This window comes from Nocardiopsis sediminis (genome assembly GCF_042650565.1).
GTDB lineage: Bacteria > Actinomycetota > Actinomycetes > Streptosporangiales > Streptosporangiaceae > Nocardiopsis_B > Nocardiopsis_B sediminis.
The window spans coordinates 683209-704551 of record NZ_JBHSBH010000015.1 but is presented as its reverse complement, the minus strand read 5'-3'; the positions used below and the strand labels follow the sequence as shown (position 1 = coordinate 704551).

Annotated in this window: 16 protein-coding genes; 7 read left to right on the top strand and 9 right to left on the bottom strand. The window is 72.0% G+C overall.

What is annotated here, in order from left to right:
• Positions 1–26: 26 nt before the first annotated feature.
• From ACFOVU_RS25600 to ACFOVU_RS25590, 3 genes are all read right to left on the bottom strand, one after another.
• Positions 27–512 carry a hypothetical protein gene (locus ACFOVU_RS25600; RefSeq protein ID WP_378537677.1) on the bottom strand — a complete coding sequence of 162 codons (486 nt, stop codon included), beginning with the start codon at positions 510–512 and terminating at the stop codon, positions 27–29.
• 215 nt (positions 513–727) lie between these two features.
• Positions 728–1264, bottom strand: coding sequence for a cupin domain-containing protein (locus ACFOVU_RS25595; RefSeq protein WP_378537676.1), 537 nt, complete (start codon positions 1262–1264; stop codon positions 728–730).
• A gap of 74 nt (positions 1265–1338) precedes the next feature.
• Positions 1339–2643 (bottom strand): FAD-binding oxidoreductase, encoded by a 1305-nt coding sequence (locus ACFOVU_RS25590; RefSeq protein WP_378537674.1) that lies wholly within the window; start codon positions 2641–2643, stop codon positions 1339–1341.
• Between the two features lie 122 nt (positions 2644–2765).
• On the opposite strand from ACFOVU_RS25590, the gene pdxR reads away from it, so the two are divergent.
• Positions 2766–4196, top strand: a complete 1431-nt coding sequence (pdxR, locus tag ACFOVU_RS25585) for a MocR-like pyridoxine biosynthesis transcription factor PdxR (protein ID WP_378537672.1) — start codon at positions 2766–2768, stop codon at positions 4194–4196.
• Positions 4197–4233: 37 nt separating this feature from the next.
• Here the strand turns inward: pdxR and ACFOVU_RS25580 are convergent, their stop codons facing one another.
• The 3 genes from ACFOVU_RS25580 to ACFOVU_RS25570 are packed head-to-tail and all read right to left on the bottom strand — an operon-like array spanning position 4234 to position 9017.
• Complete coding sequence (locus tag ACFOVU_RS25580) at positions 4234–5781, bottom strand: AbgT family transporter (RefSeq protein WP_378537670.1); 1548 nt, start codon at positions 5779–5781, stop codon at positions 4234–4236.
• A gap of 30 nt (positions 5782–5811) precedes the next feature.
• Positions 5812–7149 (bottom strand): CapA family protein, encoded by a 1338-nt coding sequence (locus tag ACFOVU_RS25575; RefSeq protein WP_378537668.1) that lies wholly within the window; start codon positions 7147–7149, stop codon positions 5812–5814.
• Positions 7146–9017, bottom strand: coding sequence for a CocE/NonD family hydrolase (locus ACFOVU_RS25570; protein ID WP_378537666.1), 1872 nt, complete (start codon positions 9015–9017; stop codon positions 7146–7148). Before ACFOVU_RS25570 ends, ACFOVU_RS25575 begins: the two co-directional genes overlap by 4 nt.
• A 113-nt stretch (positions 9018–9130) precedes the next feature.
• Between ACFOVU_RS25570 and ACFOVU_RS25565 the strand changes: the two genes are divergently transcribed.
• Both ACFOVU_RS25565 and gndA read left to right on the top strand, forming a co-directional pair.
• Positions 9131–10198, top strand: coding sequence for an ArsR/SmtB family transcription factor (locus ACFOVU_RS25565; RefSeq protein WP_378537664.1), 1068 nt, complete (start codon positions 9131–9133; stop codon positions 10196–10198).
• 167 nt (positions 10199–10365) lie between these two features.
• Positions 10366–11829, top strand: a complete 1464-nt coding sequence (gndA, locus tag ACFOVU_RS25560) for an NADP-dependent phosphogluconate dehydrogenase (protein WP_378537662.1) — start codon at positions 10366–10368, stop codon at positions 11827–11829.
• A 50-nt stretch (positions 11830–11879) separates the two neighbouring features.
• Here the strand turns inward: gndA and ACFOVU_RS25555 are convergent, their stop codons facing one another.
• On the bottom strand, positions 11880–12917 hold the full coding sequence (locus ACFOVU_RS25555) for a zinc-binding dehydrogenase (protein ID WP_378537660.1): 1038 nt from the start codon (positions 12915–12917) through the stop codon (positions 11880–11882).
• A gap of 101 nt (positions 12918–13018) precedes the next feature.
• Here ACFOVU_RS25555 and ACFOVU_RS25550 point away from each other — a divergent pair, with 101 nt between their 5' ends.
• The gene (locus ACFOVU_RS25550; RefSeq protein WP_378537658.1) at positions 13019–13909 is read left to right on the top strand and encodes a helix-turn-helix transcriptional regulator; all 891 of its coding nucleotides are present in this window, start codon (positions 13019–13021) and stop codon (positions 13907–13909) included.
• A gap of 42 nt (positions 13910–13951) precedes the next feature.
• Here the strand turns inward: ACFOVU_RS25550 and ACFOVU_RS25545 are convergent, their stop codons facing one another.
• On the bottom strand, positions 13952–14653 hold the full coding sequence (locus ACFOVU_RS25545) for a TetR/AcrR family transcriptional regulator (protein ID WP_378537656.1): 702 nt from the start codon (positions 14651–14653) through the stop codon (positions 13952–13954).
• A 131-nt stretch (positions 14654–14784) separates the two neighbouring features.
• On the opposite strand from ACFOVU_RS25545, the gene ACFOVU_RS25540 reads away from it, so the two are divergent.
• Positions 14785–15300 (top strand): cupin domain-containing protein, encoded by a 516-nt coding sequence (locus ACFOVU_RS25540; protein WP_378537654.1) that lies wholly within the window; start codon positions 14785–14787, stop codon positions 15298–15300.
• A gap of 507 nt (positions 15301–15807) precedes the next feature.
• Complete coding sequence (locus tag ACFOVU_RS25535; protein WP_378537652.1) at positions 15808–18078, top strand: hypothetical protein; 2271 nt, start codon at positions 15808–15810, stop codon at positions 18076–18078.
• 131 nt (positions 18079–18209) lie between these two features.
• Here ACFOVU_RS25535 and ACFOVU_RS25530 read toward each other — a convergent pair whose 3' ends face one another.
• Positions 18210–18923: a DUF3159 domain-containing protein gene (locus tag ACFOVU_RS25530; RefSeq protein WP_378537650.1), complete on the bottom strand. Its 714-nt coding sequence runs from the start codon at positions 18921–18923 to the stop codon at positions 18210–18212.
• 451 nt (positions 18924–19374) lie between these two features.
• Here ACFOVU_RS25530 and ACFOVU_RS25525 point away from each other — a divergent pair, with 451 nt between their 5' ends.
• On the top strand, positions 19375–21264 hold the full coding sequence (locus tag ACFOVU_RS25525; RefSeq protein WP_378537648.1) for a S9 family peptidase: 1890 nt from the start codon (positions 19375–19377) through the stop codon (positions 21262–21264).
• Positions 21265–21343: the final 79 nt, after the last annotated feature.

Below are 21343 nucleotides of genomic sequence, written 5' to 3'. Positions count from 1 at the left end.
TCACCGTCGTCGCGTCGGGGGCGCGATCAGCGGAAGGTGAAGCTGGCGTCGACGGACGCCGGGTCGGGGCAGAGGATGCCGCCCTCGTACAGCGGGATGTCGGCGGTGGTGGTGTAGGTACGGGTGTCGGCGTCGCGCTGTGCCGACACGTCGGTCGCCTGGTAGCGGCAGGTGACGCCGACCAGCGTCACGGAGATGTCCAGCAGGTCCGCGGTGAGGGTGCCCGCGGAGTCGTCGAAGGTCACGTTCGGGTCGTTGTTGAGGGTCGCGGTGGTGCTGCCGTCGCAGGTGAGGTTGCCGCCATCGGACGGGTTGATGCTGGCCCGGTCGACGGTGAGGTTGTTGGGGGCCTGGTCGCTGGTGACCCCGTCGGTCCAGCTGCACGACTGGCCTTCGGCCGAGATCGTGCCGTCCACTTGGCCTTCGGCCGCGGCGGCGGGGCTTGCCGCGAGCGCGGTCAGGGCCAGGGCGCCGAGGAGGACTCCGGCGGGTTTGGGGGAGATGCGGGGCACTGTGTACCTCCGTGGGGGCGGGGTTACCGGCCGGTGTTTCCGGCCGGTAATTTACGCGACAGTAACTTCACGTTGACGGTGCGTCAATCCCCCGAAAGCCGGGCGCATCGGCGGCCGCTCCGCCACCGCGCGGCACCGATGCGGCCGCCCCGCCCGGAGCCAGGGGAGCTGCCGATCGGGGACCGGTGCGACGCGCGTGACCCACGGCGGAAGGCCTAGTCGAGGAAGTGGTTGTCGTGCCGGATCATGAACTCCTGGCGATCGTCGTCCGGGGACATCCCGCCGGCGGCCAGCGCCTCGAAGTAGGCCTCGCGCGGCCCGCCCGGCGCGAAGCTCAGCAGCATCGAGGCGAACCCCCCGCCTTTGAAGGCGTGGATACCGCCTTCGGGCACATAGAAGTAGTCGCCGGCGCGGCCCGTCACCCACGTCTCGCCGTCGTAGAGCCGGACCTCGCCGGAAAGCACATAGAATTGTTCGGTGATGGAGCGGTGGAAATGCGCTTCCGGCCCGGTCTCATCCTCGCCGAACGTCCATCGGTATACCCCGAATCGGCCATTCGTGTCCGACCCCGTGGCGATGAACTCGCACTTCTCGCCGCCGCCCATGGTCAGATCCGGCTCCGTCGAGCTCGGGCGCAGCCATGCGCTGACCTCGCCGCCGTTTCCCCGGTAGATATCCGGCGGATAATGGCGGATCCCCCGGCGTCCCGGCCCTGCGCGGACGTCTCTCGGCAGGCTCACGATCCACCACACCCCTCTCCCCGGAAATCATTTCGATAATAGGGCAGGGTGCCTTTACCGATACGCCTGACACGCGCGCACGCGGGTCAGCTCCGGACCGGGAAGTTGCCGCGGACGGTGTTGTGCGGGTCGTGGCGGTGCTTGAGGTCGCGCAGCCGGGCGAGGGCGGCGGGGGTGAAGGCGTCGGCCGCGGTCTCGCCGGGGTTGAGGAAGGTCAGCGGCTTGCGGCCGCTGACGGGCAGGGCCTGCGCGAGCGCGCGCTGCCGGGCGGTGACGGCCTCGGCGGTCGCCGGGTCGGCGGGGACGCCGAACATGTAGAGCGCGTAGGGCTCGGTCAGCGGGCCGTGCGGCGAGTCGGACGGGCGGGCGAGCGCGCCGCCCAGGTGGCGGATCTGCACGGTCATGAGTGGGGCGATGGGGTCGGCGAGCAGCGTCTTGGCCGCGATGTCGTCCAGTCCGGTCAGCAGCTCGCCGCGGGAGAGCCCCGGGCCCGGGGTGGTGGGTTCGGCGGTGATGGTGCCCAGCTCGGAGACCGGCAGGACCCGCCTGCCGTCCGACAGCGGCGCGGGCAGCCGGTTCAGTGGGCCGAGCAGGGCGCGGGCCTCGGCCTCGTCGCCGAGGTAGGTGGTGTCGAAGGCGACCATGGGGTCGGCGCCGGGAAAGTGCAGCAGGTCCAGCCAGGCGGTCAGCTCCTCGGGGGCCGTGGCGGTGATCCGCCGGAAGGCGTCCATCACCTCGGGCGCGTGTTCGGCGCTCCACAGGACGCGGCCGCCGTACAGTCGCGGCGCGGGGTGCAGCGCCGTCTCCAGGGCGGTGACGATGGCCAAGTCCCCGCCCCCGCCGCGCAGGGCCCAGAACAGGTCCGCGTCGGTCTCGGCGGTGACGTGGCGCTGCCGTCCCTCGGCATCGACGACGTCCAAGGCCGTCACGCTGTCGGCGACCCAGCCGTGCGCGCGCCCGAACCAGCTCAGCCCGCCGCCGAGAGCGACACCGGCGACGCTGACGACCGGGGAACTGCCGGGCAGGCCGGTCAGCCCGTGCCGGGCGGCGGCCGCCTGCACCAGCCCCGACGCCACGCCCGCCCCGATGCGGGCCCGGCGCCCGGCCGGGTCGATCCGCAGGGTGTCCAGCCTCCCGGTGCGCAGCAGGATCGTGCCGTCGGTGCGGCCGGTGGCCCCGTGCCCGTTGGGCTGGACGGCGACGCCCAGCCCGGCGGAGCGGGCGTGGCGGACGAGCGCCGCGACGTCGTCGGCATCGGCCGCCTCGACCACGGCCGCCACCGGTTGCTCCACGGCCCGGTTCCACGGGCGGCGGGCGTCGTCGAATGCGGGGTCCCCCGGCAGCAGGACGCGGCCGCGGACGATCGAGGGCAGGGTGTTCACAGCGTTCATGGTCTTTCCTTCGCGTGGATCGGGCGGCGGCGCGGTGGACCGTGCCGGTGCCGGTGCCGGTGTTCTCGTCGCCGTGGTCACCACGCTATGGGCCGAAAAGACCCCTGATACAGTTCATTTTCGTGGCAGATTCATGGGTCAATTTGGCGGAGCGGCTCGGCAGTGACCTGCACCTGGAGCTGGCGGAGTCCGGTGGCCGCCGCGCGGTGCTCATGGGGGCGCTGCGGGCGGCGATCCGGGACGGCAGGCTCACGCCGGGCACCCGGCTGCCGCCGTACCGCTCGCTCGCCGCCGACCTCGGGCTCGCACGCAACACCGTGGCCGAGGCCTACGCCGAACTGGTCGCCGAGGGGTGGCTGGTCGCCCGGCAGGGCTCGGGCACGAAGGTCGCGCCCCGCACCCGGCCCGCCCGGGCGCCCAGAGCGCCGGAGCCGGCGCCCGCACGTGCGGCGCCGCCGGCGCACAACCTCAGGCAGGGGCAGCCCGACGCCGCCTCCTTTCCCCGCTCGGCCTGGCTGGCCGCCGCCCGCCGCGCGCTGGGCGCCGCGCCCAACGACGCCTTCGGCCCGGGCGACCCGCACGGCCGCCCCGAACTGCGCCGGGCGCTGGCCGAGTACCTGGCGCGTGCCCGCGGCGTACGGACGACACCGGAGCGGATCGTGGTGTGCTCCGGTGTCGCCCACACGCTGCGGCTGCTCTTCGGCGGCGGGGTCCTGCGCGGCCCGCTGGCGGTGGAGTCCTACGGGCTCGCCTTCCACCGGTCAATCCTGGAGGCGGCCGCCGTCCGCACGGTCCCGCTCCCGCTCGACGAGCGCGGCGCCCGCACCGGCGAACTGGGCGACCTCAACGGGGTGCGGGCGGCACTGCTCACACCGGCACACCAGTTCCCCACCGGCGGTCCCCTGCACCCGCAGCGGCGCGCCGGCGCGGTGGACTGGGCCCGGGCCCGCGGCGCCCTGATCCTGGAGGACGACTACGACGGCGAGTTCCGCTACGACCGGGAACCGGTCGGCGCGGTCCAGGGCCTGGACCCCGAACGGGTCGTCTACCTCGGCTCGCTGAGCAAGAGCCTGTCACCCGCCCTGCGGCTCGGCTGGATGGTGCTGCCCGAGCACCTCATCACCCCCGTCCTGACGGCGAAGGGCGAACGGGAAGCCTGGGCGGGCGTCGTGGACCAGCTCACCCTCGCCGACTTCATCGACTCCGGCCACTACGACCGGCACATCCGCCGCATGCGCCAGCACTACCGCGCCCGCCGCGACCGCCTGCTCGCCACGCTCGCCGCCGACGCACCGCACATCACCCCCACCGGCATCGCGGCCGGCCTCCACGCGGTACTGCGCCTGCCGCCCGGAACCGAGCGGTCGACCGTCGAGGCCGCCGCCGCGCACTCCATCGCCCTGGACGGGCTCGCCGGCTTCCGCCACCCCGCCGCCACCATGCCCGCCCACGACGGCCTCGTCATCGGCTACTCCACCCCGCCCGACCACGGCTACGGACCCGCACTGCGAGCGCTGAGCGGCATCCTCCCGCCGGCGCCCGCCGAGCGCTGACGCCGCCACACCCGGCGGCGCCCGCCCCCCCCGGAGGTCAGCGGACGGGCGCTCCCGGGCCGAGCGGCAGGCCCAGGGCGTACCAGATCGCGAACAGGGCGGTCCACGCCGCCATCATCGCCAGAGCGGCCGGCAGGGTGAACGACACCAGAGTGCCGATCCCCGCCTTCTTCTGGTACGTCTGGAGATAGCCGACGGTGAGGACGAACGTCGCGCTCATCGGGGTGATGGAGTTGGTGCAGGAGTCCGCGATCCGGTAGACGGCCATGACCGTCTCCGGGTGGGCCCCGATCAGCTGGGTCATGGGGATGACGACAGGGGCGATCAGTGCCCATAGCGCGGTGCCGCTGGTGATCAGCAGGTTCAGCAGCGCGATGCCGCCGATGAGCAGCATGAGCACGATGAAGATCGGGGCGTTGAGCTCCTCCAGACCCCCTGCGCCCCACACGGCGACGACGGTGCTGATGCCGGTCCATTCGAACAGGGCCAGGAACTGCGAGACCGCGAAGAAGAGCACGAGCAGCGGAGCGATCGACTTGATCCCGTCCGCCATGAATCCGGGGAGATCCGCAGAGCCGGTGAGCCTGCCGGTCAGGTAGGCGTAGGTCGACCCGATGACCAGGAAGAACAGGCTGAGGACGACGGCGATGCCGTTGAACAGGGTGGAGTCGAGGATGGCTCCGTTCTCGCCGCGGAGGGGGGAGCCGGCCGGGATCATCCCCACGACCAGCAGACCGGCGAAGACCGCGGCGGCGACGCCGGTCCAGCGCAGCGCCCGCACCTCGACCGCATCGGGGACGGCGCCCGACACGCCGCCGGCGGTCGGGCCGGTGGCGTCGCTGTCGGGGACGAGTTCGTGCTCGCGCTTCGAGAGGACCTTTTCGGTCACCACGGTGAGCACGATCGCGAGCAGAATCGCGGAGACCGTGGTGAAGTAGGTGTTGTCGGTGGGGCGGACGACCGCGTCCGGATCGACGATCTGTGCGGCCTGGGTGGCGATCTCGGCGAAGACGACATCGCTCGCGGCGATGAACGGGTTCGCGTCGCCGGCCGCGTTGATCGACAGGAATCCGACGATCATGCCGAGCATGGGTGAGCGCCCGACCGCTTTGAAGATGAGAGCGGCCAGCGGGATCAGAATGACATAGGCACTGTAGGACAGGAATTTCGACATTGCGCCGGCCAGACACACGGCGAACACGGCGTAGCCGGGATTGACGCGGGCCAAAGCGTGCCGGGCGAGTGATTCGAGCAGGCCCGCGCGGTCGGCGACGGCGATTCCGATCATGATGATCAGCAATGTGCCCAGCGGGCCGAAGGTCAGGAACGATTCCTCGGTTCCCAGGATGAGTTCGCGGACGGCGCCGACGGACAGTGCGTTCTTGACCGGGGCCGGGTCACCGGTGGCCGGGTCGGTGACCGACACCCCGGCTGCGGCCATGACCGCGCTCATGACGGCGACGACGATGAACAGGATCCAGAACAGGAAGAACGGGTGCGGCAGCTTGTTGCCCACGCGCTCGACACCGTCCAAGAACCGGGTGAGCCGCTGGGATCGATGCGCTTGGTCTGAGGTGGAGTTCATTTTCGCTTGCTCCTCTGCCGAGGTCGGCGTTCATCTGCCGATGCGGATCGTTCCTTGACTCCGGTCAAGGAGGATTTCTGTGCCATATGGCGCTGAAAGCGCCCGGAGCCGGTCGAGGATGCGCTCTGCGGCGGCCGCGTCCGCCATTCTCGGTGTTCCCCGGTCGGAATGGCGGCGCGTGTCAAAGGTGAGCGTCACCGGGTGGATCGTGATGCCGCGCGGGCGCCGGCCGTCGAAGGAAACGGTGACGGCGGCGCTTTCGTACCAGACTTCCTCGGCGAAAGGGCCGTTGATTCGCTTTTTCTCCAGCATTTCGCCCGGGGTGTGGTCCGACGGGTCCAGGCCGGCCCGCTGCCATGCCTCGCGCGTCAGGGGGAACTGCCGGTTCTGCATGAAGATGAAGTTCCCGAGCGAGTAGAAAATGGGCCGGTCGCGGTACACCTCGATACCGCGCAACCGGTGGGGCCCGTGTCCGAGGACGGCATCGGCTCCCTCGTCGATGGCCGCATGCGCGAGCCGATGCAGGAACGGCGGCGGTTCGTCGCTGTAATTGCCCGGTTCATGGGTGTGCAGGGCGACCACAGTGACGTCGGAGTTCTGCTTCGCCTGCCGCACGCTGAGGCGCAGGGCGCGGACGTCCTCGGTATCGACGCTCCAGTGCGGCCCGGAGCGGCCGCCCGTGGCCGCTGTGGAGATGAACGCGGCACCGCCGAGCGTCACGGAGCCGTCCCGCGCGTCGGCTTCGCGGGCCGCGGGGTGGATCGAGGCCGGCGGGAGGCCGTCGCGGATCGACGCCATGGCCGCGAGCTCGCCGGGGGGAACGGCGAACCACTTCTTCGTGCGCAGCCCGTTGATCCCCGGGCGCGCGGGCACGATCCCGAACGGGTCGGTGGCCAAGGACATGGGCTGGTAGCGGGTCGCGGCCGATACGAGCGCGACGCGCCCGCGCCGGGTGGTCGTGTAGCGCGGTGCACGCGCCGCGCTGAGCGACTCACCGGCCCCGGCGTGCAGGACGCCGGCCGCGTCGAGGACGGCGCTGGTGGAGCGCAGGCCGGCCACGCCCCAGTCGGTGGCGTGGTTGTTGGCGCGCGACACCATGTCGATGCCCATCGCCCGGACATCGGCTCCGCTGCGGACCGAGGTGACCAGCCAGGATCCGCCGGGCTCGGCCTCGGGCCACCCGCCGAAGCGGTCGAAGTCGATCGCGGTCGTCTCGAAGTTCCCGATGGTGACATCGGCGCCGCGCAGGGTCGCGAGGAGGCCGGGGGCGGTCGCCTCCAGCCGCGGGGTCAGGACGTCGTCGTCGAGGACGAGATCGCCGACGGCCGCGAGCGTGAACCCGGCGCCGGCGCCGTTGCCGGTGCTCACGGCGCCACCTCCGTGATGAGGTGCAGCGTGACCGTGGAGCGCCCGCCGACGAGTACCCGGTTCGTCGCCACCACATGACGGCGGTCGGCCGTCTCCGCGCCCCCCGTGCCGGAGTTGACGTCGAACCGGGGGAAGTTGCTGGAGGCGATGTCGACCCGGATCCGGTGGCCGCGGACGAAGAGGTTGGCCGTGTCGGGGGCGGTGACCGTCACGTCGTAGACCCGCCCCGGCTCAAGGGGTGACGGCGCCTCGAAGGAGTCCCGGTAGCGGCAGCGCAGGATGCCGTCGGTCAGGTTCATGGCGAAGCCGCCCGGGTAGTCCGCGCTCGGCGGGTGGACGTCGATCAGCTTCACGGTGAAGTCGGTGTCGGCCGCCGTCGACGACACCGCGAGCCGCGCGACGACCGGGCCGGCCACCGTGACGTCCCGATCCAGCGGATCGGTCTCGAAAGTGAGGACGTCGGGCCGGGCGTCCAGCGGCAGACGCGACTCCGACAGCGAGAACGTCCGGCCGTCGGGGCGCTGGTCGAAGGCGCCGCCCGCGATCACCGGCTCACCGGACGTCACCTGACCGCCGATCGTGGGCACCGGGTCGCGCGGATCGTGGTCGTACTCCAGGTACCCGGCGGGGGAGCGCGGTCGCGACGTCAGGCTGCCGTCCGCGTTGAGGAAGAACTCCGCGGCGCGGGCCTCCTCGGGCGGCCAGGTCGAGCTGGTGAGCCAGCCGCCGCCGTGCTCGAGGCGGCCGTCGGCGTTGCGGCCGCCCGGCCCGCCGCCCATGCGGAAGTAGCGCACCGCCGGATCCTCCGACGGCGCCGGGGCGAGGTGCGCGTCGAACCAGTCCGCCCGGAACTCCGCGTAGTCGGTCGCGAGGTTGCCGTCCAGCGTCGCCTCGGGGCCGAAGTCGACATCGCCGGCGTGGGCGAAGCTGCGCTTGCCGTGCGTCCACGGCCCCAGCACCAGGTAGGCCGGGCTCGTCTTGCGCCCGCCGAGTTCACGGAAGTTCTCGATCGCGGTCCGGATATAGGGGTCGTACCAGCTGGAGATGTGCAGGCTCGGCACATCGGGGAAGCGGTCGAAGTGCCCCCGGCCGTAGATGCCCAGCTGCCGCCAGTACGGCCCGAACCGGCCGTGCTCCCACTGATCGAACAGGTAGCCCTCGTACTCGGGTGCGTGGCGCAGGGGCGAGTGCCCGCGCCGCCACGGCAGGTGCCTGAACCACTCCTCGATGGATTCGGCCTCCAGCGCGGCGTGGCGCACCGGGTCGGCCAGCGTCGCCGCACTGGTCTTCGCCCTGGCGAAGGCCCAGGTCGCCTGCTTGAGCTCGAAGGCCCCGCCCAGCCGGACCCCCGTCTCGTAGGCGCTGGCGAAACCGCCGGAGTCGAGGAACATCGCCGACAGGTGGGGGGTCCCCAGCGACGCGAGCGCGGTCTGGACGTGCGCGGCGTAGGACACCCCCATCGTGGCCACCCGGCCGTCGCACCACGGCTGGGCCGCGATCCATTCGACCGTGTCGTAGCCGTCTTCGGCCTCGTTGAGGTACTTGACGAACTCGCCGCCGGAGTCGCCCCGCCCCCGGCAGTCCTGCCTGACCACGTGGTAGCCGCGGTCGACGAACCGCTTGCAGACGGCCTCGGGCGGCGGCGGGTTCCAGGACCCCAGGGCACCGTCGGAGCCGCGCGCCTTCCGCCTGCCGTAGGGCGTGCGTTCGAGCAGGACCGGACGCGGGCCCGGGTCCGGCTCCGCCGCGTAGACGTCCGCGACGAGGTCGACCCCGTCGCGCATCGGCACCAGGACCACCCGGCGCCGGCCGGCGCCGGGTTCGGGCACGTGCTGCCAGGTGTCGTCTCCGTCCGGACTGCCGGCCACGGGCGCTCCTTCACATCGTCGGTCCGTTGATGACCCGGGATGCTAGACCGGATCCGCAGGTCGGAGCGGGACTGTTACCGCGAGGTCGTCAACAGTGGGGTACGGTCGGGGACGTGCCGGTACTGCTCGACCTGGTGGGGGCGGAGAGCTCGAAGGTCTCGGTCGGAACGTCGCCGATCGCGGAGCTTCAGGCGTGCCTGCACTCGCTGGCCGAGCCTGACCACCACCTCGACTCCCGGCCGTGGCTGGTGCAGACCGGCCAGTCCCTGTCGCGGGAGCTGCGGCAGCGACTCACGGAGTTCGCCCCGCTCTGGGCCCGCCGCCGCTGCCGCCTGCTGCTGCCGCTGTGCGCGCCGCTCGACGCGAGCGTTGATGACGAGATCGGGCGGGTGGCGCGATTACCCGATCCGGAATTCATCGCAGCCGCCGCGTACTCGATCCAAGGCGGGGCGTTCGACCCGCAACAGGCGGTCACCCGGCCGGGCGAATTCATCGCGGCGTGTGAATCGCGGTCGTTCTCGCGTGGCGAATTGGCGCGATTCCTGCTGGACGATCCGGACGATTTCCGGAACAGCCTCGTCCGGACGCTGACCGACTGCGTGGAGGAGTTCTTCGCGAAAGAGTGGGGGCGTGTCCGGCCGCGGCTGCGGGACGAGGCCGAGCAGACCCGATCGCGGTTGAGCGGGCTCTCCCTCGCCGAGCTGATCTCATCGGTCAGCCCGGCCGCGCAGCCGGTACAGGACGGCAGGGCGGTCCGCTTCGACAAGCTCCAGAACCTGACCGTCGCCCTCCGGGGGAACCGCACATTCCTCATTCCGACCATTCACGGCCGGCCGCACGTCATCATCCGGGGGGAGCCCGGTTTCCCGGTCGTGGTGCACTACCCGGTGGCCTGGCGCAGGCAGCCCCCGTCGATCGACGAAATGCAGCAGCGGCTGACGATCCTGTCCGATCCGAGCCGACTGGCCCTGTGCCGCCACTTGGTGAACGAAGCGATCACGACATCGGACCTCTCGCGCCGCACGAACATGACACGCCCGCAGGTCTCACGGCACCTGTCGAAACTCCGGTCGGCCGGGCTGCTCCGGTCGGAACGCAGCGGCCGGTACGTCTATCACCGCATCGACGTGCACGACCTCGCCCAGATCGGCCTGGAACTCCTGCGCGCCATCGTCCGATGAGAGACGCGGGCGGCCGGCCGCCCGTACGCCCCCGCGCATTCGCATCCGGGCGCAGCTCGAACCGGACGACGTGGGTAGTACGTGGAGTTATGCGAAGACGGGGAGACGATCGTCGCGACCGCGATCGAGAGCCTCCCTCCGCCGACCCTGGAGGAGAAGTGAGAGCTATGGACGTGGACGCCGCAACGGGCGGTGCCGCCGCCGGCACAGCGAACGTCGGAGTCGTCGGGCTCGCCGTCATGGGGTCCAACCTCGCCCGCAACCTCGCCTCCCGCGAAGGGAACACGGTGGCGGTCTTCAACCGCACCGAAGAGAAGACCCGGGCGCTGCTGGACGAGCATCCCGAAGCGGGGTTCGTCCCGGCGTCCACCTACGAGGAGTTCGCCGCGCGCCTTAGCAAGCCGCGCACCGCGATCATCATGGTCAAGGCCGGCGCAGGGACGGACGCCGTCATCGACGAGCTCCTGCGCGTATTCGAGCCCGGCGACATCATCGTGGACGGCGGGAACGCCTACTTCCCCGACACGATCCGCCGCGAGAAGGCGGTGCGGGAGACGGGGGTCAACTTCGTCGGCGCGGGCATCTCCGGCGGCGAGGAGGGCGCCCTCACCGGCCCCTCGATCATGCCCGGCGGCTCCGACGAGTCCTGGGCCACCCTCGGCCCGATCCTGAAGTCGATCGCCGCCGTCGCCGAAGGCGAGCCCTGCGTGACCCACGTCGGACGCGACGGCGCCGGCCACTTCGTGAAGATGGTGCACAACGGCATCGAATACGCCGACATGCAGCTCATCGCCGAGGCCTACGACCTCATCCGCCGCGGCACCGGCAGGTCACCGGCCGAGATCGCCGAGATCTTCGCCGAATGGAACACGGGCGACCTGGAGTCGTACCTCATCGAGATCACCGCGGAGGTGCTGCGCCAGGCCGACGCCGAGACCGGGAAGCCGCTGGTCGACGTCATCCTCGACCAGGCGGGAGCGAAGGGCACCGGCGCATGGACGGTGCAGACCGCGCTCTCCCTCGGCGTGCCGGTGTCGGGCATCGCCGAGGCGACCTTCGCCCGCTCGCTCTCCTCGCACCCCGAGCAGCGCGCCGCGGCGGCGGACCTGCCCGGTCCGCAGGAGCCGTCCCTTGCTACCGAGACGGAGGGCTTCATCGAGGACGTACGGCTGGCGCTGTTCGCGTCGAAGATCGTCGCCTACTCGCAGGGGTTCGACGAGATCCGCGCCGGGGCGGCCGAGCACGCCTGGAACATCGACCCGGGTGCGATCGCCAAGATCTGGCGGGGCGGATGCATCATCCGCGCGCAGTTCCTCAACCGCATCGCCGACGCGTATGCGGCCGAGCCGGACCTGCCGCTGCTCATGACCGCCCCCTACTTCACCGAGGCCCTGTCCCGCGGCCAGGCCGCCTGGCGCCGGGTCGTCGTCGCGGCGGCCCGGGCGGGCATCCCCGCTCCGGCGTTCTCGTCGTCGCTGTCCTACTACGACGGCATCCGCGCCGACCGGCTCCCCGCCGCCCTGGTGCAGGGGCAGCGCGACTACTTCGGCGCGCACACCTACAAGCGCGTCGACAAGCCGGGCACCTTCCACCGGCTGTGGTCCGGCGACCGCACGGAGGTCGAGGTCTAGGAGGCGCACCGGCCCGGCGCGCCGCCTTCCTGCCAGGCCGGCCCGGACGGTCAGGGCCGGACGAGGACCTTGAGCGCCGTGCGCTCGTCCATGGCCCGGTAGCCCTCGGGGACGTCGTCCAGCGCGACGGTGTGGTCGAAGACCCTGCCCGGGTCGACGGTGCCGTCGAGGACCGCGGGCATCAGGGTCTCGATGTAGGCGCGGGCCGGTGCGGGTCCGCCGGTGAGGGTGATGTTGGGCCCGAAGAGGCTGGTGAACCCGACCGATGCCTGGTCGTACTGCGGCACGCCGACCCGGCTGATCACGCCGCCGGGGCGCACGACGCCGAACGCCTGCTCATAGGCGGGCATGTGGCCGACCGCTTCGAGCACGATCGGGCTCCCCTGACCGCCGGTGAGCTCGCGCACCTTGGCGATGCCCTCCTCGCCGCGCTCGGCGACGACGTCGGTGGCGCCGAACTCGCGCCCGAGATCGGTGCGCGCCTTGTGGCGGCCCATCAGCACGATCTGCTCGGCTCCGAGCCGGCGCGCCGCGAGCACGGCGAGCAGGCCGACCGCGCCGTCGCCGACGACGGTGACCGTGCTGCCCGGCGTCACACCGCCTTTGAGGGCGGCGTGGTAGCCGGTGCCATAGACATCGGAGAGGGTCAGCAGCGAGGGCAGCAGGCCGGAGTCCTCGGTGACGGGGGCCGTGACCAGGGTGCCGTCGGCGAAGGGGACACGCACCGCCTCCGCCTGGGCCCCGCCGATCCCGCCGGCCGCCCAGAAGCCGCCGTGCAGGCAGGACGTCTGCAACCCCGCGCGGCAGAACTCGCAGGTCCCGTCCGACCAGGCGAACGGGGCGATGACCACGTCGCCGCGGGCCACGGTCGACACCTCGGAGCCCACATCCTCGACCACCCCGACGAACTCGTGGCCCATGGGGGTGCCCTCGGGGGTGGCCGGCAGCGAGTGGAACGGGTGCAGGTCGCTCCCGCAGACACAGGCCCGCACCACGCGCACCACGGCGTCGGTGGGCAGCTGGATCCGCGGATCGGGGACCTCGACGACGCGCACGTCGCCGGCCCCGTACATGTAGGTGGCTCTCATGCCGCCCAGTCAACTGTGGCGGATCACAGGCAGGGAGAGCCTGTCGTTCGGGGTACCGCCACTACCTCCCTCACGCCCGGACCAGCGCCTAACCTGGGCAGATGAGCCAGGCCGACCACCGCGCCGAGATCCGCGAGTTCCTCAGCTCCCGGCGGGCACGCATCACGCCCGAGCAGGCCGGGCTGCCCGCCTACGGCGGTAACCGCCGCGTCAAGGGGCTGCGCCGCGAAGAGGTCGCCATGCTCGCCGGGGTCTCCATCGACTACTACATCCGCATGGAACGCGGCAACCTCGCCGGTGCCTCCGAGAGCGTGCTGGACGCCCTGGGCCGCGCCCTGCACCTCGACGAGGCCGAACGCGACCACCTCTTCGCCCTCGCCCGCGCAGCGGGCCCCGCCCGCCGCCCGCGACGCACCCCGCCGACCGGTGTGCGGCCGGCCGTCCAGCAGGTGCTCGACGCCATCACCGATGCCCCGGCCTGGGTGCGCAACGGCCGCCACGACATCGTGGCCATGAACCGCCTGGGCCGCGCCCTGTACGCGCCCGTGCTCGCCGACCCCCGCCGGCCGGCCAACACCACACGGTTCATCTACCTCGACCCCGCGGCGCACGAGTTCTTCGTCGACTGGGAGCGCGTCGCCAACGACGCCGCCGCGATGCTGCGCCTGGAAGCGGGCCGCGACCCGCACGACCAGGCGCTCGTGGCGCTGGTCGGCGAGCTGTCGACGCGCAGCGAGGTCTTCCGGCAGCGGTGGGCCTCCCACGACGTGCAGTTCCACCGCAGCGGACAGAAGCGCCTGCGCCACCCCGTCGTGGGCCGGCTCGACCTCTTCTTCGAGTCGATGGACCTGCCCTCCGAGCCGGGGCTGACCCTCAACGTCTACACGGCACCCCCGGACAGCCCCGGCGCCGATGGGCTCACGATGCTGGCCAGCTGGGCGGCGACTCAGCAAGCGGAGGAGGCGGCGCCGGCCGGGAGGGACGCGGACTGACAGAGCGGGGACCGGCCGCGTGCCGCTCCCCGGGGTCCGGTGTCACCGGTCGTCGGTGGCGTGACCCGTGACCGTGCCCGACGCGGGCACCAGGGCCGCCGTGATCTGCTCTGCGAGCCAGTGCTCCGTCGTCTCCCACGGCCAGCCCTGTTCGACGACCAGTTCGTACCAGGAGCGGTGGCCGAGGTAGAACCAGAGGATGTCGGTGGCGCGTCCGAGGGTGAGGCCGGGCCGCAGGGCGTCCAGTTCACCGAGCCGGCGCGCCACGGCGGCGAGGGCCTCGCGGTAGGCATGGTTCGCGCGGGCGAGCGCCGCGGCGGCGTACTCGTCCGCGTCCGCCGCGCTGACCATGACCCGGACGAGGCGGTGGTGCCTCTCATTGTCCAGGCGGGTACCGCGGGCGGCCGCCGCGAGCGCCTCGCGCGGTCCGCTCGACCGGCCCACAGCGGCGAGTGCCTCCTCGGACGCGGAGCTCTGCATGCCCTCCTCGATGAGGATCGTCAGGATGGCGCCCTTGCCGCCGGTGCTGGCGTACACCGTGGGGACGGCGGCCCCCGCCTCACGGGCGATCTCGGCGACGGTGACGCCCGCGTACCCGTGCTCCACGAAAAGCCGCGTCGCCGCGTCGAGGATCGCTCCGCGGGTCCCCGCAGCCGCCCTCGCGCGGCCCGGTGAGTGATAGGGGCGGTGCGCACGCTGCTGCGCGGACGCATCGTCATGGTGGTCGGCACCCTTGGGCGGCACGGCACCAACTTTCGATATAGGGTCCCTCTAATCATTGTTGAGCGCCATGCTACCGCTCGCGCCGTTCCGGCTGCCGTGCCCGCCTGCCATGTCCCCGCAGTAGCGCAGGCAGCCCTGGTGAAGGAGAACCAATGAGCCACCTCCCGTCCTTGTCCACCAACCCGGCCCATCCCGACCGCCAGTACGTCCTCGGCCAGGAGCTGCGGATCTCGATCCTCACCTCGTCGGAGGAGACCGAAGGCCGCCACGACGTGACGGACTCCTTCATGCCCGCCGGCGCGGCCACACCGCTGCACGCCCACACCAGGTACGAGGAGCGCCTCTGGGTCTCCGAGGGCTCGCTGACCGTGTGGGCGGGAGACGAGAAGGTGACCCTGCGCTCGGGGGACTTCTTCACCATCCCGCTGAGCGTCCCCCACGCGATCGCAGCGGGTGCCGACGGCGCCCGCGCCATCAACATCTCCTCGCCCGCCGGATTCGCCGAGCTCATCGCCCGCGCCGGCACCCCGCTCCACCTGGCGACGGACGCCACCGCACTCGACGCGGACCTGTTCAACGCGGTCGCCGCGGAGATGGGCGACATCCTCCTCGGCCCGCCCGGAGCCACACCCGCCGACCTGCCGCCGGGGCACTCGGCACGCCTCTGAAGCATCCGTGCGCCGGCCCCGGCGCCGGTCCCCGACGGACCCGTCCCGCTGCGCGAGCGGGGCCGCCGTCGCGAGCGTCTCGTGGAGACGCAATGGATACCGAAGCGTCACCGCACGTAATGGACGAAACAGACACCGGCGCTGTAGCGTCTGCTATTCGTGATCACCCCCCGCATTCCGAGGGCCGAACCTGCCCCCCGGTCACGCTGCCACCCCCGAACTGCGGAACGCCGTCGTCGACGCGCTGAACGGCACGCCACCGGCGGCCCCCGCATCCGGTGAGCCGGAGAACTCCGAACCAACTCGCCACGGGGACGATCGCAGCGGCCACGGGGATGATCACGATGCATGGTCCCGGGCGTCCCCGGTACCTCGCCGAAGCGGCAGGGAATGGAGGCTCGGCCGTGCCGGCAACCTCCCCTGCCTCATTCGCGACCTCCTAAGAGCGCGAAGGGGCGGCCCGGGTGTCCTTATCCCCCGAGGGAAAAATGAAAGGACCAGTGAGATATGGCAGAGCAAGCTGCCGGAAGGGACGCGTCGTCGCCGACATATGCGTATGGCGACGACGCTGATCCCGCCGCAGCACAGGCCGCCCGCGATCCCGGCTCTGCGGCCGGGAACGCTGCGGCGGCCGACCATGACGCGCCCGCACCGGGCGCATCCGCTCCCGCAGACGGCCCGGACTCCGGTGCCGCCCCCCGCGGAGCGGACAGTGGGGCAACGGACCGTGCTCCCGCGGACGTCGGCGCGGCCGGCGCCGAAGACCGCACCCCCTCGGTTCTCACCAACGGGACGCTGGGGCGTGCCGACGCCGCAGCCTCCGGAACGCCTTCCGGCCAGGTCGGCGGGACGGGTCCGGCACCGGAGCCGTCGTCCGCATCCAGCGGGCCGATCTCCCAGCCGATCCCCGTCGTCCCGGCCAGCCTGCGCCCCGAGCCGGAACAGCGTCCGGCCGCGGCACAGGCCGACCCCCCGGCACCGGCGGGGGGCGCCACCGAGGCGGCTCCGGCCGAGGCCGGCACGGAGACGGCCGATACCGGACGCGAGGAGGCGGCGGCCGCCGCGGCGGCACCTGCTGCCGCGGGTGCCGCAGCCGCCGAGGCGGATGCCCGGGACCGGCTCGGCCGGCCCGGCCGTCCGGTGCTGGCGTTCGCGGCGATCGCGGGTGTGGTGCTCATGGCCACCCCCTTCGCCGTGAACGAGACCTCGCAGCGACTGGTCGCCACGTCGATCGATCCGGTGGACCAGGAGGGTCTGCTGGGGTACATGGTGCGGCCCGACGGTGACGCATCGGGCTCGGCGATGACCGCGACCGAGGAGCGTCCGCCCTCGGGGTCATCGGCAGCCGGGCCGACCGGTGTGGACAGCGAGCCGGCGCCCGACACCGGCTATGTTCCCGAGGTACAGCCTCAGGAGCAGCCCCAGCAGGGCGCCGCCGGCGAGCAGGAGGACCCGGGCTCCGGGGACTCCGCGGGTTCGGGTTCGGGCTCGGACGGTTCCTCCAGTGCGGGATCGGGCGACCCGGGCGATACGCCGGGCAGTGAAGGCTCCGGTTCGCCGGGGTCGTCGGGCTCCTCCGGTGACGACTGGTTCTCGGGCTGGGGCCTGTTCGGCAGTGACGACGAGGAAGAGGAAGAGGAGGAAGAGGGCTCCTCGGCGTCCGGCAATGGCCGGGGCGGCGACGAGTCCGATTCCACCTCCAACTCCTCCTCCAACTCCTCCTCCGATTCCGATTCCGCCGAGGATGAGGACGCGGAGGCCGACGGGGAGTCCGGCGGCCTGTCCGATCGCAACACCGATGGCGCCGTGCCGCTGGCCGGCTCCGGCGGGTCCGGGAACGACCGGGACGAGGACGACGACTCCTCCGCTGAAAAGGGCGACGAACCCGCCGCCCAGGACGCGGACGGTGCGTCGGATGCGCCTGCTGCGCCGATGGCGCCGGGGCCCATGGTCTCCAGCGACATCCCCGAGGGGCTCGAGGACCGCCTGCCTCAGCAGCCGGCTGAGGAGCAGCGTCCGCAGGAGCCCGCCGAGGAGCAGCGGCCTCAGGAAGAGCGTCCGCAGGAGCCTGCTGAGGAGCAGCGGCCTCAGGAGGAGCGGCCCCAGGAGCCTGCCGAGGAGCAGCAGCCTCAGCGGGAGGAACCCCAGGAGCCGCAGCACGAGGCGGTCCGCGACGAGGAACCTCCCCAGGAGGAGCCTCCCGCGGAGCAGCCGCCGGCGGAGCAGCCCCCGCCTCCGCCGGCTCCCGAACCCCGCTATGAGGCGGTCGCGGGTGTGGGCTGTGCGCCTGATGAGCGCATCGCCTACGGCACGTCCGGAGAGTTCTGGGAGGGCGACGGAACCGACAGCTGGGCCTTCGGGTTCGACGGCGGTTACACCGAGCAGAACTGCGACGGACGATGGCACGCCATCCCCGTCTCGGGGGACCCGGCCGCACCCAGCGAGCCGTACTCCTTCTGGACGTTCAACATCGGCTTCACGGGTGCCAACTGCGACATCTACGTGCACATCCCTGAGGCCGAGAGCCCGCGGTGGGTGGGCGGCGTCCCCGCCTACTACCAGGTCCACCCCTCCGCCGACCCGGCCACGAGCGAGCCCTTCGGCTCGTTCCGGGTCAACCAGGTCGAGGACAAGGGGTCCTGGGTCCACGTGGGCCAGTACTCCCCGCCGGGTGACACGCTCAGCGTGAAGCTCAACAACCGCGGGGCCGATCAGGTCGATGGCCAGGACACCAACGCCCATGTGGTGGCGTCGGCGGTTCGGACCAGCTGCACCTGATCCACGCGATGAAGGGGCGGGGCCCCGGCCGGTGGCCGGGGCCCCGCCTGTGAACGACATCGGGGCCGCGCTCCGCCCCGGTGCGCTCGAACCCACCGAAGGGCCGAACGGCTCCGCCGACGCCGACCGAGTCAGGCCTGAGCGGTGTTTCGGGCGTCGGCGTTCTTGATGAGGCGCTTGGTGGAGCGGCGGAACGCCCAGAAGACGGCCACCCCGGCCACCGCGGTCACGGGGGTGCCCGTCGCGATGTCGGCGAACGCCAGCAGGCTGGTGGAGTCGGACAGGTAGGCCCACTGCTGGGCGATGAACCGGCCGGCGAGCAGGAGGGTCACCGCGGCCGTGGCCAGGTCGTGCGCGAGCAGCGTGGGCCGGTCCTCGCGCCAGGGCCGGTCGTTGCCGTGCATGGCGTTCCAGATGACACCCGTCAGCGGCCGGCGCATGATGAGCGAGGCGAGGGTGACGACGGCCCCGATCAGGGCGGCCCAGATGCCGATCAGGAAGAAGTCGTTGGCCGATCCGGTCCAGGCGGAGATGCCCCCGGCGACCGCGACGCCGATGACGCCGCCGATCGCGTTCCCGAAGGTGTCGCCGCGCATCATCTGGAACACGCCGACGGCCACGGCGACGGCGATGGAGATCCCGATCGCGATGGGCAGCGCGACGAAGCCGACGGCGGTCGCGAAGACCACGACCGGTATCGACGCGTACATCATCGTCGACAGGGTGCCCTTGCCCTTCTTGCCGGACCCGGGCTGCTCGGGAGCGACGGGCTGCTCGGGACCGACGGGCGGCTCAGGCCGGATGGTCTCGTACGTGGAGCCGTGGGTGAGGTCCTGGCCGGTCATGGTCTTTCCGTCCTCTCAGGTGCTGCGCCAGGAAGCGCTCGGTGGCGTTGAACATGGCGATCAGCGGCTCGGTCGGTTCCGTATCGCTCCGCACCGTGTTCAGGGGTGCGAAGCGACGGGAAGCCATGAAAGGCCGTGCCGCTGCGGCACACTCAAATGCGGGCGATGTGATGCTGGTCACCAATCGCCGAGGGGTGCGGCGGCGCCGGCCGGCCGGACCCGGCCATGCCGTGTACTGCGAGGCGGCGGCACGGACGCGCCCCGTCGCGCCACCAGTGACACCACGTCATGAGTTCACCCTGACGAACCTACGGGCGAGGTGGTGACGTGGCCCCACTGCCGTGCGGGCGCGGCGACCGATGGAATCGACGGCAGGGCGACGCCACGAGATCCCACAGCGTCTCCCGGTTCCCACCGCCCGCTTCATCGATCCCGGAAGAGAGACAACGACATGGCCCTGCCCGAGATGATCCCGGTCGAGGACCTCCTCGGCCCGCCGGAGCGGACCGGCGCGTCGATCTCGCCGGACGGCACCCGGATCGCGTTCCTGGCGCCGTGGAAGAACCGGCTCAACGTCTGGGTCCAGAACCTCGACGACGGCACCGGGCCGCGGTGCGTGACCGCCGACGAGGTCCGCAGCGTGCGGAACTTCCTGTGGACCGACGACCCGCGCTGGCTGCTCTACCTCCAAGACGACGGCGGGGACGAGAACTGGCACCTGTTCCGGGCCGACCTGGAGGCCCCCGGCGCCGCGGCCGTCGACCTGACCCCGTTCCCCGGGGCCACCGCCATCGGCGTCCAGCCGTCCCACGGCCGGCCGGGCAAGGTGACCTTCTACCTCAACGCCCGCGACACCGCCGAGTTCGACCTCCACGAGCTCGACATCGCCACCGGAGAGCTCACCCTGCTGGCCCAGAGCCCCGGCCCCGGCAAGGGCTGGTTCCAGGGCCGCGACGGCGAGCTGCTCGCCACAGCGCTCAACGCCGACGGCGACCTCGAGATCTCCCGCCGCGACCCCGCGACGGGGGACCTGCACCGGCTGCTGGTGCTCGACGGCGCCGACTACCCGATGGGGATGTCCCTGGCCCAGCTCACGCCGGACAGGACCGCGATGTGGATCGACTCCAACCGCGACCGCGACCTCACCCGGCTGGTGCGCATCGATCTGGCCACCGGCGAGGAGACCGAGGTCGACGCCCACCCCGACGCCGAACTCGCCGTATCGCTGCGCACCGCCGCCAAAGCCGAGTCGCCCCTGATCCTCGGCCGGGAGACCGGGGAGCTGCTCGGGGTGCGCTACCTCGGCGAACGCCAGGTCATTCACGCCCTTGACCCGCACTTCGCCGAGGTGCTGGCCGACCTGGAAAAGCTGTCCGACGGCGACGTCGGCGAACTGTCCGGCGACACCAGCGGACAGCGGTGGGTCGTCAGCTTCTTCCATGACCGCGACCCCGAGGCCACCTACCTCTACGACCACTCCACCGGTGAGTCCCGGCTGCTGTTCCGGCCCTACCCCGGCCTCGACCCCGAGGCGCTGGCCCCGATGACACCGGTGACCATCACCGCCCGCGACGGGCTGGCGCTGCCCTCCTACCTCACCCTGCCCGTTGGGGTGGAGCCCTCAGGCCTGCCGATGGTGCTGCTGGTCCACGGCGGCCCCTGGGCCCGCGACGCCTGGGGCTTCAACCCGACCGTGCAGCTGCTGGCCAACCGCGGCTACGCGGTGCTCCAGGTCAACTTCCGCGGCTCCACCGGCTACGGCAAGGCCCACACCCAGGCCGCGATCGGTGAGTTCGCGGGCGCGATGCACGACGACCTCATCGACGCCGTGGACTGGGCGGTGGCCCAGGGCTACGCCGACCCCGAGCGGGTGGCGATCTTCGGCGGCTCCTACGGCGGCTATGCGGCGCTGGTGGGCGCCGCTTTCACACCGGACCGCTTCGCGGCGGCCGTCGACTTCGTCGGCATCTCCAACCTGGCGAACTTCATGCGCAACCTGCCGGAGGGCGCCAAGCCGGGCCTGGTCAACAACTGGTACCGCTACGTCGGCGACCCCGAGGTCCCCGAGCAGGAGGCGGACATGCTGGCCCGCTCGCCGATCAGACGGGTCGCCGACATCCGCACGCCGCTGCTGGTGGTCCAGGGCGCCAACGATGTCCGCGTCGTCCAGGAGGAGTCCGACAACATCGTCGAGGCGGTGCGCGCCGGCGGGGTCGAGGTCGAGTACATCGTCTTCGATGACGAGGGCCACGACTTCGTGAACCCGGAGAACACGATCGCCTCCCACCGCGCGGCCGAGCACTTCCTCGCCCGCCACCTGGGAGGCCGCCGCCACGGCTGATCAGAGAGGGAAGGCGAAGGTCAGTCCGCCGACGGCGAGCATGATCAGTCCGACGACGACCGCGCGCCAGATGGTCCGA

Excerpts from the sequence above, each read along its gene's own strand:
- ACFOVU_RS25590 (WP_378537674.1), bottom strand. The coding sequence starts at position 2,643 with ATGAACGCTGTGAACACCCTGCCCTCGATCGTCCGCGGCCGCGTCCTG.
- ACFOVU_RS25580 (WP_378537670.1), bottom strand. The coding sequence starts at position 5,781 with ATGAACTCCACCTCAGACCAAGCGCATCGATCCCAGCGGCTCACCCGG.
- gndA (WP_378537662.1), top strand. The coding sequence starts at position 10,366 with ATGGACGTGGACGCCGCAACGGGCGGTGCCGCCGCCGGCACAGCGAAC.
- ACFOVU_RS25555 (WP_378537660.1), bottom strand. The coding sequence starts at position 12,917 with ATGAGAGCCACCTACATGTACGGGGCCGGCGACGTGCGCGTCGTCGAG.
- ACFOVU_RS25550 (WP_378537658.1), top strand. The coding sequence starts at position 13,019 with ATGAGCCAGGCCGACCACCGCGCCGAGATCCGCGAGTTCCTCAGCTCC.
- ACFOVU_RS25540 (WP_378537654.1), top strand. The coding sequence starts at position 14,785 with ATGAGCCACCTCCCGTCCTTGTCCACCAACCCGGCCCATCCCGACCGC.
- ACFOVU_RS25535 (WP_378537652.1), top strand. The coding sequence starts at position 15,808 with ATGGCAGAGCAAGCTGCCGGAAGGGACGCGTCGTCGCCGACATATGCG.
- ACFOVU_RS25530 (WP_378537650.1), bottom strand. The coding sequence starts at position 18,923 with ATGACCGGCCAGGACCTCACCCACGGCTCCACGTACGAGACCATCCGG.
- ACFOVU_RS25525 (WP_378537648.1), top strand. The coding sequence starts at position 19,375 with ATGGCCCTGCCCGAGATGATCCCGGTCGAGGACCTCCTCGGCCCGCCG.